This is a genomic window from Flavobacterium ovatum (assembly GCF_040703125.1).
In the GTDB taxonomy this organism is placed as follows: Bacteria; Bacteroidota; Bacteroidia; order Flavobacteriales; family Flavobacteriaceae; genus Flavobacterium; species Flavobacterium ovatum.
Window position 1 is genome coordinate 1,585,309 of record NZ_CP160035.1, and the last position, 14,851, is coordinate 1,600,159.

12 protein-coding genes are annotated in these 14,851 nt (G+C 34.8%); 2 read left to right on the forward strand and 10 right to left on the reverse strand.

Annotated features, from left to right (window positions below; genetic code table 11):
• Positions 1 to 17: 17 nt before the first annotated feature.
• Positions 18 to 1,115, reverse strand: a complete 1,098-nt coding sequence (locus tag ABZP37_RS06800; RefSeq protein WP_366186731.1) for an acyl-CoA desaturase — start codon at positions 1,113 to 1,115, stop codon at positions 18 to 20.
• 112 nt (positions 1,116 to 1,227) lie between these two features.
• Between ABZP37_RS06800 and rsmG the strand changes: the two genes are divergently transcribed.
• Both rsmG and ABZP37_RS06810 read left to right on the forward strand, forming a co-directional pair.
• Positions 1,228 to 1,857, forward strand: coding sequence for a 16S rRNA (guanine(527)-N(7))-methyltransferase RsmG (gene rsmG, locus ABZP37_RS06805; protein WP_366186733.1), 630 nt, complete (start codon positions 1,228 to 1,230; stop codon positions 1,855 to 1,857).
• 27 nt (positions 1,858 to 1,884) lie between these two features.
• On the forward strand, positions 1,885 to 2,595 hold the full coding sequence (locus ABZP37_RS06810) for a glycosyltransferase family 2 protein (protein ID WP_366186735.1): 711 nt from the start codon (positions 1,885 to 1,887) through the stop codon (positions 2,593 to 2,595).
• Positions 2,596 to 2,671: 76 nt separating this feature from the next.
• On the opposite strand, the gene pruA is transcribed toward ABZP37_RS06810, so the two are convergent.
• From pruA to ABZP37_RS06855, 9 genes are all read right to left on the reverse strand, one after another.
• Positions 2,672 to 4,300, reverse strand: coding sequence for an L-glutamate gamma-semialdehyde dehydrogenase (gene pruA / locus ABZP37_RS06815; protein ID WP_366186737.1), 1,629 nt, complete (start codon positions 4,298 to 4,300; stop codon positions 2,672 to 2,674).
• Between the two features lie 450 nt (positions 4,301 to 4,750).
• Positions 4,751 to 5,137: a Co2+/Mg2+ efflux protein ApaG gene (gene apaG / locus ABZP37_RS06820; protein WP_366186739.1), complete on the reverse strand. Its 387-nt coding sequence runs from the start codon at positions 5,135 to 5,137 to the stop codon at positions 4,751 to 4,753.
• A gap of 82 nt (positions 5,138 to 5,219) precedes the next feature.
• Positions 5,220 to 6,479, reverse strand: coding sequence for a DUF5103 domain-containing protein (locus tag ABZP37_RS06825; protein WP_366186741.1), 1,260 nt, complete (start codon positions 6,477 to 6,479; stop codon positions 5,220 to 5,222).
• Between the two features lie 205 nt (positions 6,480 to 6,684).
• Positions 6,685 to 9,591 (reverse strand): SNF2-related protein, encoded by a 2,907-nt coding sequence (locus ABZP37_RS06830; protein ID WP_366186743.1) that lies wholly within the window; start codon positions 9,589 to 9,591, stop codon positions 6,685 to 6,687.
• Positions 9,592 to 9,739: 148 nt separating this feature from the next.
• Positions 9,740 to 10,504: a methyltransferase domain-containing protein gene (locus ABZP37_RS06835; protein WP_366186745.1), complete on the reverse strand. Its 765-nt coding sequence runs from the start codon at positions 10,502 to 10,504 to the stop codon at positions 9,740 to 9,742.
• A 75-nt stretch (positions 10,505 to 10,579) separates the two neighbouring features.
• A complete protein-coding gene (locus ABZP37_RS06840) occupies positions 10,580 to 10,942 on the reverse strand; it encodes a GxxExxY protein (RefSeq protein ID WP_366186746.1) in 363 nt (120 codons plus the stop codon).
• A gap of 283 nt (positions 10,943 to 11,225) precedes the next feature.
• Complete coding sequence (gene map, locus ABZP37_RS06845; protein WP_366186748.1) at positions 11,226 to 12,044, reverse strand: type I methionyl aminopeptidase; 819 nt, start codon at positions 12,042 to 12,044, stop codon at positions 11,226 to 11,228.
• 42 nt (positions 12,045 to 12,086) lie between these two features.
• Complete coding sequence (locus ABZP37_RS06850; protein ID WP_366186750.1) at positions 12,087 to 13,496, reverse strand: TolC family protein; 1,410 nt, start codon at positions 13,494 to 13,496, stop codon at positions 12,087 to 12,089.
• A complete protein-coding gene (locus ABZP37_RS06855; protein WP_366186752.1) occupies positions 13,496 to 14,851 on the reverse strand; it encodes a biotin/lipoyl-binding protein in 1,356 nt (451 codons plus the stop codon). The genes ABZP37_RS06850 and ABZP37_RS06855 overlap by 1 nt, the downstream gene beginning before the upstream one ends.

Sequence of the window (14,851 nt, forward strand, 5' to 3'; positions counted from 1 at the left end):
GATTTATTTTTGTTTTGTTATTGCGTAATTTCGGGTTGCACTCCTAAGTCTTTCAAATGTTTGACGTGAGCTATTAAGGCACTCAACATGGTTTTGTACTCAAAATACGGAAGGTTGCATTCGCTTGCGGTTTGTTTTACAAATTGGGCGATTTTTCCGTAATGAACGTGACTAATGTGCGGGTATAAATGATGTTCAATTTGGTGGTTTAATCCTCCAGTATAGTAGTTTACCAACCAGTTTTTTGGCGCAAAATTAGTAGTGGTGTACAATTGATGTATTGCCCAAGTGTTGTCCATTTCGTTCAATTCATTTGGAGATGGATTTTCTGTTTCTTCCACAACATGTGCTAATTGGAAAACCATACTCAAAATCAATCCTGCAGTATAATGCATGATAAAAAAGCCAATCAAGACTTTCCACCAACTGATTAATAGAATTGGAATTACTAACCAAAAAGAGAAATAAACGATTTTAGAAATCACCAATCCTGTCCATAATTTTTTAGGATTAGCGGGCCCACCGTAGGACAATTTTCTTTTTAAGTAACCGCCCATTTGTTTGAAATCGGTCGTTAAACACCAGTTGATGGTTAATAACCCGTAAGCAAACAAAGCATAATATTGTTGGAATCTATGAAAACTGTACCATGTAGCATGTTTAGTAAAACGAATGATTCTTCCTGCTTCAAGATCTTCATCGTGTCCAGGAATATTGGTGTAGGTATGGTGCAATACATTGTGTTGTACTTGCCAGTTATAAACGTTTCCAGCTAAGATATAAATACTACCTCCCATGATTTTGTTTAGCCAAGGCTTGGAAGAATAAGAACCGTGATTTCCATCGTGCATGACGTTCATTCCAACGCCTGCCATTCCAACTCCCATGACAAAGCTCAATAGAAGATGAATTCCAAAAGGCATTGTAGGTAATAATAAAATAACAAAATAAGGGATGAATAGTAAAGAAAACATAATTGCTGTTTTGATATACAATTTCCAGTTCCCTGTTTTTTTGATATTGTTATCTCTAAAATATTCGTTCACACGCGAGTTTAAAATTTTAAAAAATTTTAAAGCATCATGTCTTGGAAAAGTTGGCGCGTTCGAAATCATAAAATAGTTTAAGTTGTAATAGTTTGCAAAGGTAATTATTAAAATTCTCTATTTGATAAATTCGGTTAATATTTAAGATTTAAAAATAGTACTTTTGTTAAAAAATTAGATAATGGACGAGATTTTGAAGTATTTTCCTGATTTGACGGATATTCAGAAAGAACAATTCGAAAAATTGGATTTTTTATACCATGACTGGAACGAAAAAATCAATGTGATTTCAAGAAAAGATATTGATTCCCTATACACTAAGCACGTATTACATTCATTAGGAATTGCCAAGATTATGAAATTTGAACCAGGAACTTATGTTTTGGACGTAGGAACTGGTGGTGGATTCCCTGGAATTCCATTAGCTATTTTGTATCCTGAAACTCGTTTTTATTTGATTGATATCATTGCAAAAAAAATAAAAGTAGTGCAAGGAGTTGCGGAAGTTTTGGGATTGAAAAATGTGAAAGCAGAGCAAATGCGAGCAGAAAATGTGAAAGGCGATTTCGATTTTATCGTAAGCCGTGCCGTGACCAATATGCCTGATTTTGTTTCATGGGTAAAAACCAAAATTAAAAAACAACACAAACACCAATTGAAAAACGGAATCCTTTACTTAAAAGGGGGCGATTTGACGGAAGAGTTAGCTGCTTTCCCGAGAGCGACAGAATATAATTTAGCAGACTTTTTTGCGGATGAATTTTTCGAAACTAAAAAAGTGGTGCATGTACCGTTGAAGTTTGTGGTTTAATATGTTTGATTATTAGGTTGCATCATTATGATTCAAAAATTATCGATTGTTATTCCAGTTTATAACGAAGAGAAAACGATTCATCTTATTTTAGATAAAATAAAGGGTGTTGATTTGTTGTCTAATATGGTCAAAGAATTAATTATTGTTGACGATTGTTCATCGGATAAATCATTAGTAGCTTTGAAGGAGTATCAGTTGAATAACACTGGTATGGATATTTCAATAGAAAGTCATAAGCTGAATAGAGGTAAAGGAGCCGCTCTACAGACCGGTATCAAAAGAGTTACAGGTGATGTTGTGATTATTCAAGACGCTGATTTAGAATATGATCCTAACGAGTATAATATTCTTTTAAAACCTATTTTAGACGGTGTTGCCGATGTGGTTTATGGAAGCCGATTTATGGGTGGGAATCCGCATAGGGTTTTATTCTTTTGGCATAGTATTGGAAATAAGTTTTTGACTTTTTTGAGTAATATGTTTACCAATTTGAATTTGACAGATATGGAAGCCTGTTATAAAATGTTTAAAAGGGAAATTATCCAGTCCCTTGAGTTAAAAGAAAACAAATTCGGGTTTGAGCCAGAAGTTACCGCTAAGATTTCAAAAATTAAAGGGATTCGAATCTATGAAGTAGGAATCAGTTATTACGGAAGAACTTTTGAGGAAGGAAAGAAAGTAAGTTGGAAAGATGGTTTTAGAGCTATTTATTGTATTGTAAAGTATGGAATGTGATTACTATTTCAAAACAAAAAGACAAACCCCCATAAGATTTTTGAATCTTGTGGGGTTTGTCTTTTTTGTAGGGTTCTTATTCTCCTAAAAAAGGATATTTATAACTTTCTGGAGTAACGAAAATTTCTTTAATAGTTCTTGGTGAAACCCAACGCAATAAGTTTAATGGAGAACCTGCTTTGTCATTAGTTCCTGAAGCTCTTGCGCCTCCAAATGGTTGTTGCCCTACTACTGCTCCTGTACATTTGTCATTGATGTAGAAGTTACCAGCGGCATTTTGTAATTTTACTGTTGCAACCTCAATGGCATAACGATCTTGACTGAAAACAGCTCCAGTTAGTGCATATTCAGATGTAGAATCTACTAATTCAAGTGTTTCTTCCCATTTTGCATCCTCATAAACAAAAATAGTCATTACTGGTCCAAACAATTCGGTTTCCATTGTAGTGTAATGAGGATTTGTTGTAACGATGACTGTAGGCTCAATAAAGTATCCTACTGATTTATCGTAGTTTCCACCAACGATAATTTCAGCGTCAGTATCTTTTTTAGCTTGGTCAATAAAACGAGCCAATTTATCAAATGAACCTTCGTGAATTACGGCGGTAATAAAATTGCCAAAGTCTTCAGGTGATCCCATTTTCATTGATTTTACATCAGTGATAATTTGCTCTTTTACAGCTGGCCACATACTTTGTGGTACGTAAGCTCTTGACGCGGCTGAACATTTTTGACCTTGAAATTCGAAAGCACCACGTACAATTCCCGTAGAAACTTGTTTAGGGGTAGCACTTGAGTGAGCGATAATAAAATCTTTCCCTCCAGTTTCCCCTACGATTCTAGGGTATGTTTTATAATGGTGGATGTTAGTTCCAATTTTAGCCCAAATGTCTTTGAATACATGAGTGGATCCTGTAAAGTGTAATCCTGCAAAATCACGACTTGCTAAAATAGTATCTGTAATCATTAAAGCATCTCCAAAAACAACATTGATAACGCCATCAGGAACTCCTGCTTCTTTGAATACCTCGATAATGATTTTTGCTGAAAATACTTGGCTGTCACTTGGTTTCCAGATCACAACATTTCCCATCATAGCAGCACTAGCAGGAAGATTGGCCGCAATAGCTGTAAAGTTAAAAGGGGTGATCGCATATATAAATCCTTCAAGCGGACGGTATTCTAAGCGATTCCAAGTTGAGGAATCAGAATTAGGTTGATCGGCGTAAATTTGTGTCATGAATTCTACGTTAAAACGTAAAAAATCAATCAACTCACAAGAAGCATCAATTTCTGCTTGATGAATATTTTTGGATTGCCCAATCATGGTTGCCGCATTGATTCTAGCTCTGTAGGGACCTGCGATTAATTCAGCTGCTTTTAGGAAAATGGCTGCGCGTTGTTCCCAAGCCATATTTGCCCAAGCTTGTCTAGATTCAAGGGCGTTTGCAATGGCTTTTTCTATATGTAATTTTTTGGCAAGATGGTAAGTTCCTACACAATGTTGGTGATCGTGAGGGGCTGTTATGTTTCGTGTGTTTCCTGTCCTGATTTCTTCACTTCCAATGTATAAAGGGACATCAATTTTTGAATTCCACATTTTGGAATAGACTTCTAAAACTGCTTTCTTTTCAGGGGAATTTGGAGAATAGTTCTTTACAGGTTCATTAATTGCTTTTGGTGTTTTGAAAAATCCTTTTAACATAGTAATGTGTTTTTTTAATGTCTATTTGTTCCACTTAAGATAAGTTTTGATGTAGAAAATAAAAGATTTGTATAATACCAATTATGATTATAAATAAGTCTTATTATCAGTTCGAGCGCAGTCGAGAATCACAACAGCATCTCGACTGCACTACCTATGACGTTTTAGTTTAAATACCTGATTTACAGATACTTAAAAAAAAACACACCCCTAGCCCCTCTCAAGAGGGGAATTAGAAGTGCTAACATTCAAATAACGTCATTTTATATTGCTTTTTTTAGAATAAAAATTATTCCTCGATGTGACAAAAACAAACAGTAGACTATTATATGTTTATAAATGGTATAACTTGTAAATCAGATGCTTTAATCACAAAAATACGTAGATTAATCTGAAAAGGCCAGACTTTTCAGGTAAAATAAAGGTTTTTTCTTCGTTAAGGAAGCGTTTTTAATTCAAGGCAAATGGAGCGCAAAGTTTAAACGTAGGTATGAAAACCTTGAAGGTTTTTGCATTACTAAAATTAATCATATTAAAGTGACCTTGCATAGCTCCATAAGGCGAAGCGAGTAAACACCCGGAGGTATATATGTGTAGTTCTCCAGGTTTTAATACTGGTTTTTTGCCAATTACACCTTCTCCGTCAACAATTTCTAATTCATTTAAAGAATCAAATATTTCCCAATGTCGTGAGCTAAGTTGAACAGAATCTTTACTGTGGTTTTCAATGGTAATCTCGTAACTAAAGGCAAAATGAATCTTGTAGTTTTTGAAGTAAGTACCTTCAAAACTAGTCAAAACTGAAATTTTTATGCCTCTTGTTATTTGAGAAACCATGATAAACTAGTAAATAATGATTTGATTATGAAACAAAAATACAAAAAAAGGATTTGTTTTGATCTTTTTGCCTAGTGTTTTTTTAATTGACAACATTTGTGGAATTGGCATTTCCTTTTCCGATGATTCTGTCGTATCTTCCTGTGTTGTTTTTATAATATACAAGGATAGTGTATTCGTTTTCAGTTTGATGAAAATTTCCGTCAATAGCATTTTCATTATCGATTTCACTCTTACTATCTGCAATAATGTACTTGTAATTAGTGAATCCTTGTTTTATTAATAAGGCTTTTTCATAAATTCCTTTTTCAGGATTATAATCCATTTTATTTTCAGGGCTTAAGGCGTAATTGTTGAACATACCGACTACATAAATATCTTTTTTGAGCCTGAAACTAGGGGCCGATAGACTAAAATAAATCCAAGAATAATCTGTTTCGAGTTCGTTGTTTTCAGCATTGGCATTCAAAATAACAAAATTTCCATTGACATCTTGGTAAAATAAATAAGGTGAATTAGCCCTAGCATTATTCGTGTATAGATAGCTACCGTAAATATCCGTACTAGAATCTACTTTTGCTATGTAGTTAGCTGGAAATCGAATGTTTTTGTTCTCAAAATACATGAACTCATTTCCTGCCCAAAATTGAGTTTCTCTATCATATTTGTAAACCAAATTATTACCTATTGTATATTGTGGAACAATATTTTTGATAGCATTATTAAAAATGCCATTTTGGAACAAGGCTATTTTTACGTTTTTAATAGGATTTTGAAAGGTTATCGTGTTGGAGTTGATAGAAAAATCCAAATTGTGTTTAAAATTCAGGTTGTTAATTGTTCTTGCTCTTTTAACTTGAATAGGAACTGTAGCTAAATCTTCATAAAGAATAAAACGTCTGCTAAAAACAATTTCTTTGCTTTCATTCAATATTTTTAAAATATAATTTCCACTCAATTTTAATTGTGTTGTGTATTGATTAGGAATTGGTAAGGTAAAGTGAGAGTAAATCTGCAAGGTGTTAAATGAAGTCGCAATAGTCTGAATACGTTGATTGTCAAAACCAGAAAGGTACTCGTTCTTAGGGATTTCTGAGGGAATCCAATTGTAATCACAATGAACTATTTCGAAAAAATAATCACCATTGTTGCCATACAAATCATCAAATTGCAATTGAAACCCAGAACCTAATTGGAAAACGGGAACCACATTTTGATTGTTTTGAACAAAGGAAATTGTTTTTATATTGAATGGAGGGATTACTTCTTTTTCTACTTGTGCTAATAATGAAGTGGTCAGAGACAAAAAAGAAATAATTATGGATGTGATTTTCAAATACATGTTAGTTGTTTCAGGGCTAAAGTGTAAATATAACGAATTATATTTTAGATTGTTTTTGTTTTAATTCGAATATACTGACGTTCTAGAACGTTCCATTTTTTAGGTCAAAAAAAAATAATATAAATATATCAAGTAGTTGCACGTCCAATCTGAAAATTTTGACTTATTCCCGATAGCTATCCCGATAGAAACTAAGAAACAAAACCTACTCCAAAATATAACTCAAATTTGTCTCAATATCAGGACTGATGCTATTGTCATCCAATAGTGAATCGGATAGTAGTTTTTTACTTTCCTGCAAACGAATGATTTTTTCTTCGACCGTGTTTTTGGATATAAATCGTACGACATTCACTTTGTTTAGCTGACCAATTCGGTGCGCGCGTCCAATTCCTTGTTTTTCAGCAAAAGGATTCCACCAGGGGTCTAAAAACAATACATAAGATGCTTTTGTGATATTCAATCCAACACCACCTGCTTTTAACGAAATGAAAAACAACAAAACCTCTTCTTGTTCTTGAAAGCGATTTACGGCGATTTCACGGTCCTTTTGTTTGGTTGCACCTGTGAGTTCACAAAACTTAATCTTGTTTTCGATGCACCAATCTTTATAGAAATCCAAATTAGAGACAAAAGAACTAAACACTATTGTTTTCTGCTTGGATTGAATCAAAGTCGTTAGATAATCGGTTACGGCATTGTATTTTCCAGAGTCCAAATCAGATTTGGCATCAATCATTTTAGGATGATTACTCAATTGACGTAAACGCATCAACGTATTGATGATATTGATTTTGTCAGCTCTGGTTCCGTCCGTTCTTAGTAGTGCATTACGTGCTTTGGATTTTTCTTCCTCGTACAGTTTTTCTTGTTCTTTTTCCATGTCGCAGTAGTAAATCTGCTCGGTCAACTCTGGCAAATCATCTAGTACTTGCTCCTTTGTTCGCCTCAAAATAAAGGGACTAATCAAGGTTTTGAGTTCTGTCAAAACCGTTTCGTCTTGGTTTTTCTCAATCGGAATTTTATAGTTTTGAACAAAAAAAGCATGACTCCCCAAAATATCAGGATTGATAAATTCCATTTGCGACCACAAATCATCCAGCGAATTTTCGATAGGAGTACCACTCAATGAAATTCGATTTCTCGCTTGAATTTGGTTAATCGCCTTGAATATTTTGGAGTTTTTATTTTTAATGTATTGACTTTCATCTAAGATTAAAAAGCTGAATTGATACTTCTCTAATATCGCAATGTCTCGTGAAGCAATAGCATAACTGGTAAAAACCAAATCGTATCGCGCCAGTTTTTTGGCAATCAATTTACGGTCGTTACCAATGTATTGAATGCGTCGCAAATGAGGTGTGAATTTCCGAGCTTCGTTGTACCAGTTAAAAACTAACGAAGACGGTAAAACTACCAAAACCTTCAAATACTCCTTGGTTTGTGGAATTATATTTCCAAACAAATCCAATTGCTCGGCTTCGCGCTGTTGGTTTTCGAGTTGTTCTTGTACCGCTACTAAAGTAGTCAAGGTTTGGATAGTTTTACCCAATCCCATATCGTCTGCCAAACACGCGCCCATGCCGTTTTGATAATGCTCCAACAACCATTTTACACCTTGTTTTTGGTACGGTCGCAAAGTGGCTTTTACCAAAGGAGAAATTATAAATTCCTTTTGAGGTTCTGGTTTTGTTTCTAATTGAAGTTCTGGAATCGCATTTAGAATCGCGAAATTACTTTTGGGCAATTGCAAGCTATCGTTGCTTACTTTGGCAAGTTTGGCCAAAGGAGCATATTGTACCAGCCATTCTTTCGGAATCAAAAAACAACTGCCGTCAGGTAATATATATACTTGATTTTGCTGTTTTAAATTCGGAATGATTTCGGCGAAATTAAAAGCGAATGCTCCACAACGAATCGTAATTTTAATATCAAACCAATCATTCTGAATCTGATTTGAAAACTGAATAGCAGGTTTTTGAGTTTGGATTTTTTTGCCTTCCAAAGTGAAATTATCTAGCTGAAAACCTAAGGTGTGCAATTGTTCTTGATTTTCTAAAACCCACTGTACAGCATCATGTGCAGTACTATTTTCTAACTTTAGCGAAAGCTTGAAAAAACCATTGTCCGTTTTCTCAAAGCCTAGGTTTATTAGTTTTTGTTCTAAAATAAATTCGGCATCCAAATTCCGTTTGTATTGAATGACTTTGATTTGTTCGGGATTTTCTAAGTCAATTTCCGAATGGCTGTTTTTTGTTTTCGAACCATCAAAAAGATAGCCGTTGTAATCGAATTTTAGATTTAGATAATAGCAGTTTTTGAAAAAATCATGCACAGTCTCCAATTGGCATGCTTGTACTTGATTGCGCTGAATGATTTCGAAGCCCTCAGCAGTTACATCCACTTTCTTAACGATGTCTTTGATGAATTTTTGAAAATAATCAGTGACCATTCGTGATGGAATATTGATGGTTTTCTTAGTCAAAAACGGTTTGATTTTCTGGGCATCAATCGGATTCAGTTGGACTAAATTGTTTTCTACAACCAACCAAGCAGGTTCATTCAAAAGAATGGAAACTTGTTTGTCTGAAGGATGAAATAGGTATTCATTAGACTGTAATTGTAAATTGTATTCAATACCTTCTTCCGTTTTTAGAAAATGAATTTTGGTTTCTAAAGGCGTGTTTTGAGTGGATATTTTACTTTTTTGAAAGTCTTTGTCTTTGTTAAGAGAAAAGCAAATAGGGAAATTATTGGTGTTGACCAATTTCAAAAATTCGGCTAGTTGTATGTTTTGATACAGCTGAATTCCAATGGCGACTTTTACATCTTTGAAAAGTTCATCTAGACTCTTTTTTGCTTTCCCTGAATTGAATTTTTTAGAAAGCGCTTCGGCTTGTAAATGGTCACAAATAGCCAATGTTTTTTGTGCATCTTTTGGTAAAGTAGTCATTTCGATTCCGTAGCTTTTTAAAACTTCGGAATTTGCTTTTTTGCCTAAATAGCCAATCGGTAGCCCTTCAGAAACTACATAAGCGGAGGGGATGTAAAAATTACTTTTGGCATCCCAACTCAAATCAAAACAAAAAGGGTGTTTTGCTACAGTTGTCACAATTTTTCGTAAAGTTTTTAAGATATTATTGAATTGAAATTATTTTCAAGCATTAAGGAATTAAGTTTATTTAGTTCAGTGCTTAATTTTCTTAATTCCTTAATGGTAAACTTTCAATTTGAATGTTCAACTAGTTATAGTTTTGTAGTTATTTAAAACAAACAGGAATCACTTCGCCTTTGGCCAAACAATATTTTTCTACCAATTCTGGTGCGATTTTATTGGTGTAATCTTCTTCAATGACTGTAAAACCTATAGAACGTAATTTGTCGAAATAGTCACGCCCATAGATACGCACGTGATCGTATTGTCCAAATATTTTAGCACGTTCTTTCTGATCGGTAATGGTATCGTCTGCAAAAGTAACTTCGCGTTTCAAATCTTGCGGAATTTGTAAAATAGCCATTCCGCCTGGTTTTAATACTCTATATAATTCGTGCATCGCTTTTGTGTCGTCCGGAATGTGTTCCAAAACGTGGTTACATAATATTACATCATATTGATTGTCCTCAAAAGGCAAATCACAAATATCCGCTTTGACATCTGCCAATGGCGAAAATAAATCAGTCGTGGTGTAATCTAAGTTTTTTTGCTTTCGAAACAGCTTATAAAAAGCCTGCTCTGGAGCAAAATGCAATACTTTGTGCGGTGCCGTAAAAAAGTCTGTCTCTTCATTCAAATACAACCACAACAAACGGTGTCTTTCAAGAGATAAAGTACTTGGCGAAAGGACATTGTTTCGCTGCGTTTCGTAGCCATAAGGCAACATCGACTTGAAACTTTTCCCATCAATCGGGTCGGTAAATTTGTCTCCCTTTAAGGTAAAAGCAATTATAGGACGCGCCAAATAACTTAAACGAATAAGTAGGGGGCGAGGGATGGTGTTGAGTATAAGTTTAAACACGGATTTCATTGGATAAAAATTTTGACACGAATTTCACGAATTAGCACCTATTGTTTGGGCTAAAGGATTTTCACTAATTTGAGTTTATAATATAATTCGTTTGTACTTTAGGCTGTCTTCCCCAAAGTTGACTAACAAGCCTAATTTGTTATTGGATGACGCTAAATAATTTAATGTCTGTCTAGTGTCACTATTGGTTAATTGAGATATCGCTATTATTTCACCGTAAACAACAAAATCAGCTATATATTTTCTGGGTAAAATAATTTCTTTGTATTTAATTTCAAATGCTTTTTCTCTTTCAAATGGAATAGAATTTAGTTTAAATTCATATTCTAAAGCATCTTTGTAAACGACTTCACTATGACCTTTACCTAGAATCCGATGAACTTCCATGCAAATTCCAACTATTTTATAGGATTCTTCTTTTAAATAAATAGCTTCCATAGTTAAAGGATATTAGTAAATTTTTATCACAAACCATTCGTGTAAATCCGTGCAATTCGTGTCTAAATGATAATCACGATTTTCTATTTCGTGCAATTTTCACCGTATAGGATTTGTGCTAATCCGTGCAATTCATGTCTAAATGACAATCACGATTTTCTATTTTGTGCAATTTTTACCGTATAGAATTTGTGCTAATTCGTGCAATTCGTGTCTATAAAAGTAATTCTATTTCGTGCAATTTTTACCGTATGAAATTTGTGCTAATTCGTGCAATTCGTGTCTAAAGTACTAACGGCACTTTTCTAAACTCATCTTCCTCATTACTCACAATCCCTAAAGCTTGGTACACATAAGCAAACGTAGATAGTAATTCTGGTTTTCCATCTACTAGAGCGATATCGTGTTCAAAGTGGGCACTTGGTTTTCCGTCGGCAGTAAGGATTGTCCAACCGTCTTTAAGCTGTTTGATGTTTCTAGTCCCTTGATTAATCATTGGTTCTAGTGCGATCACCATTCCTTCTACGAATAATTTACCACGACCACGTTTTCCGTAGTTTGGCATTTCTGGGTCTTCGTGCATTTTTTGGCCTAAACCATGACCAACAAGTTCACGAACAACGCCGTAACCATGACCTTCAGTATATTTCTGAATTGCATTTCCAACATCTTCAACACGGTTTCCTGCTTTGAATTCACGGATTCCTACGTATAAAGACTCTTTGGTAACTTGCAATAATTTTTTAGTTTCGGGAGCGACTTCGCCAATTTCAAAAGTGTAGGCGTGGTCACCATGGTATCCATTTTTGAAAGCACCACAATCTACAGAGATGATATCTCCGCTTACTAATGGTGTGTTATTCGGGATTCCGTGCACTACCTGAGCGTTGGGGCTCATGCATAAAGAGTTTGGGAAACCGTATAGCCCAAGAAAACTTGGTTCGGCGCCAAGGTCACGAATAAATTCTTCGGCTAATTTGTCAAGGTATAAAGTAGTTACACCTTCTTTTATTTCAGAGGCAAGCATTCCTAATGTTTTAGAAACAATAAGGGCACTTTCGCGCATCAATTCTATTTCTTCACGAGATTTTACTATAATCATAGTTCTAAATTTTGAGTTGGCAAAAGTACAATTTTAATTGATTTAATCAGGATTTGCTAAAATTTTATAAAGCTCCGAATTTGAAATGTAAAACTCATTTCGCAACGCTATTGCTGTCAGTTGTGCCGTTATCAAACTACTTTCCCTACTATTGATTAAAAACAGGGAGCTTTCGCCAAAAGTAAATAAGCGTTCTTCCGACTGTAACATGGTTTTATAGTTGCCAACCAAGTCTTTTGCCATGAGGTGTTGTTTGTTTAAAGAACTAATCACTTCCTTCTGCGCTTTAATTTTATTCGAAAGCTGTAATCGTTCTAAATTTAGGTTGTTGGTTGTTTCTTGAATTTTATACTCAGCTAATTTTATACCACCTCTTTCTTTTCTTAAAAAAATAGGATACAAAAAATTAACCCCTATTTTGTAGTTGTCAAATTTGTAATTATCAATGTATTGTGGTTCTGATAAATAGGAGTAGGAAAGGTCTATTTTTGGCAAAAGGGAATTTGCTTTCAGTTTGCGTTCTACTTCTAGCATATCAATTTTAGTTTCCAATGCATTGATTTTTGGATGATTGTCAATCGTGAAATCTTGCGCCAATAAATCATTGGTTTTCAATGTTTCTTGAATCGTGTTCTCTATTTGTAGCTCCGGAAAAAGCGAGTCAGTCAATTCCATCGGAATCGAATTGTCCATCCACAGGAAATTAGAAAGTTCTAGTTTCGCTTTCAGTAATTTCAATCGAGAATTTTCCAAACTCAATTGGCGACTTTTCAAACTGATTCCAGCCTCGATACTGTCAATTGCTCTTTTGTCTCCTTGTTTGATTAAAGATTGAACTGCTTTGAATCTGATTGTTGCATTGGTATTGTATTGCGTGTACATTTGGAATTCTTCGTGGTTCTTTTTCCAATTAAAATAAGCTACCGAAGCATCATAGAGAATAGCAACCGCTTGTAGTTTCCGTTCCGCTTGACTCAATTGCAATTGCATTTTTGCCTTACGTAAATCGGCCATTCGTTGGTTGATGAATAATCCTTGACCAATGGGCACGGAAATTCCAAAGGAGGTTAGTCCAGGATTTGGTACTGTGTTTTCGGGATTCAAATAATAGCCTTCGTTTTGGTCAAAACCCGCTTTGATTTCGATTCCGTACCAAGTTGGGATTTTGAAACTACTATTCAAAATAGAATAATATTCTTTGCCTTTGAATTGTTTTTTATCGAAATCTACTTCAATTTTTGGGTCGAAAGCCCCTCTTGCAGCCATCAAATTGGCTTGCGCTTTATTGATTTCTAGATTAGCAGTTTTCACCAATGGATGAAACTTTTTTACATACCCCAAGTACTCATTAAATGTAAACTCCATTTTCTGAGTTAAGGCCGCTTCATCTGTCAGGTTTTGAGACTGAAGATTCCAAACAAAAAGCAGTAAAAAAAGAATGTTATATTTCATTATTTTTTCTCTTTAGTTTTAGTCAATTTTTCTTTTACTTCATAATAATCAGGAGGGAAACCATTTAGGGTTCTCCAGATTTCAAACCAAACGGGAACGGTATTTAGCAGTGCAATGGTTTGTGCGCCAGAACCCATACTTAATTGTTTTGGCCAAGGAGCTTCTTCGGAGTCAGGAGCTATTAGGATTCTGAATTTTCCGTTGTCACTAATAAATTTTTCCACAGCTACAATTTTTCCGCCAAAAGTCCCATAAGACATATCTGGCCAACCCGAAAACACAATAGTTGGCCAACCGTCAAACCAGATTCGGACTTTCGCATCTTTCGATATCAAAGGCAAGTCTAAAGGGTTTACGTAGGTTTCTACGGCTACGTCATATTCAGAAGGCATGATTGTTGCTATAGGAGTTCCTTCTTTAATAGTTTCGCCAATTCCGGCTTGCAAAGCACGGTTGATGTAGCCATTTTGTGCCGCTTTGATGTAATACATTCCGTTACGAATGCTATAGTTGGCATATTGATTTTTCAATTTGTTTACCTGCGCTTCCGTATCATATTGATTGCTACGAGCAGTGAACTGGTCGCTTTCTGCTTTAGCTACTTTTTCGTTGTACTCGGCTACAATTCGATTCAGTTCTACTTTGGCATTTAGAAATTCGTTTTTGGTAGTCAATAATTTGTTTTCCTGAGTGATTATTTTGGCTTCAACTTCTTGTTGTTTTAGGCGTTTTTCTTCCACATCAGTCAACGCTTTTAGACCTTCATTATTCAATTGAACCACCCTGTTGAATTGGGTATTTGCAATTTTTAATTGTGTTTTTACAGCAACCAAATCAATCGAATCACTTTTGATTTTAAATTGAGCTTGTTTTAGTTTGTTTGCTGCTTGTTCTAATTTTAGATTTTTTTCACTTTGAATCGATACAATTTGATTAGCTAATGCTCCATATTTAGAACTATAAGAATCCAATGCATGACTCTTGGCATCCAATTGATTTTTGGTATTTTCGACCAAATTGGGGTCCATGTAATCTTCTTTTATTTCAGAAATAAATAAGATAGTGTCTCCTTTTTTGACAAAATCACCCTCTTGCACATACCATTTTTCTATTCGACCCGAAATTACACTTTGAATCGATTGTGGTCTTTGGTTTGGTTTAAGTGTTGTTACAGCTCCTTTTCCCGAAATATTTTGCGTCCAGGGAAGGAAAAGGGTAAAAAAAGCAATGATTGCAATAATCGTAATTATTCTATTCAGGATTTTATAGTGTGGCCTTGTTCCCAAACCCTTTACCGTTTTGTAGCGGTCTAAATGTGCCATGGCATGTTTGTTATTGTCGGATATGTTTAGCAT

Bases quoted from the DNA above. Each gene is read 5' to 3' on its own strand.
- ABZP37_RS06800 (WP_366186731.1), bottom strand. From the start codon at position 1,115: ATGATTTCGAACGCGCCAACTTTTCCAAGACATGATGCTTTAAAATTT.
- rsmG (WP_366186733.1), top strand. From the start codon at position 1,228: ATGGACGAGATTTTGAAGTATTTTCCTGATTTGACGGATATTCAGAAA.
- ABZP37_RS06810 (WP_366186735.1), top strand. From the start codon at position 1,885: ATGATTCAAAAATTATCGATTGTTATTCCAGTTTATAACGAAGAGAAA.
- pruA (WP_366186737.1), bottom strand. From the start codon at position 4,300: ATGTTAAAAGGATTTTTCAAAACACCAAAAGCAATTAATGAACCTGTA.
- apaG (WP_366186739.1), bottom strand. From the start codon at position 5,137: ATGGTTTCTCAAATAACAAGAGGCATAAAAATTTCAGTTTTGACTAGT.
- ABZP37_RS06825 (WP_366186741.1), bottom strand. From the start codon at position 6,479: ATGTATTTGAAAATCACATCCATAATTATTTCTTTTTTGTCTCTGACC.
- ABZP37_RS06835 (WP_366186745.1), bottom strand. From the start codon at position 10,504: ATGAAATCCGTGTTTAAACTTATACTCAACACCATCCCTCGCCCCCTA.
- ABZP37_RS06840 (WP_366186746.1), bottom strand. From the start codon at position 10,942: ATGGAAGCTATTTATTTAAAAGAAGAATCCTATAAAATAGTTGGAATT.
- map (WP_366186748.1), bottom strand. From the start codon at position 12,044: ATGATTATAGTAAAATCTCGTGAAGAAATAGAATTGATGCGCGAAAGT.
- ABZP37_RS06850 (WP_366186750.1), bottom strand. From the start codon at position 13,496: ATGAAATATAACATTCTTTTTTTACTGCTTTTTGTTTGGAATCTTCAG.
- ABZP37_RS06855 (WP_366186752.1), bottom strand. From the start codon at position 14,851: ATGCTAAACATATCCGACAATAACAAACATGCCATGGCACATTTAGAC.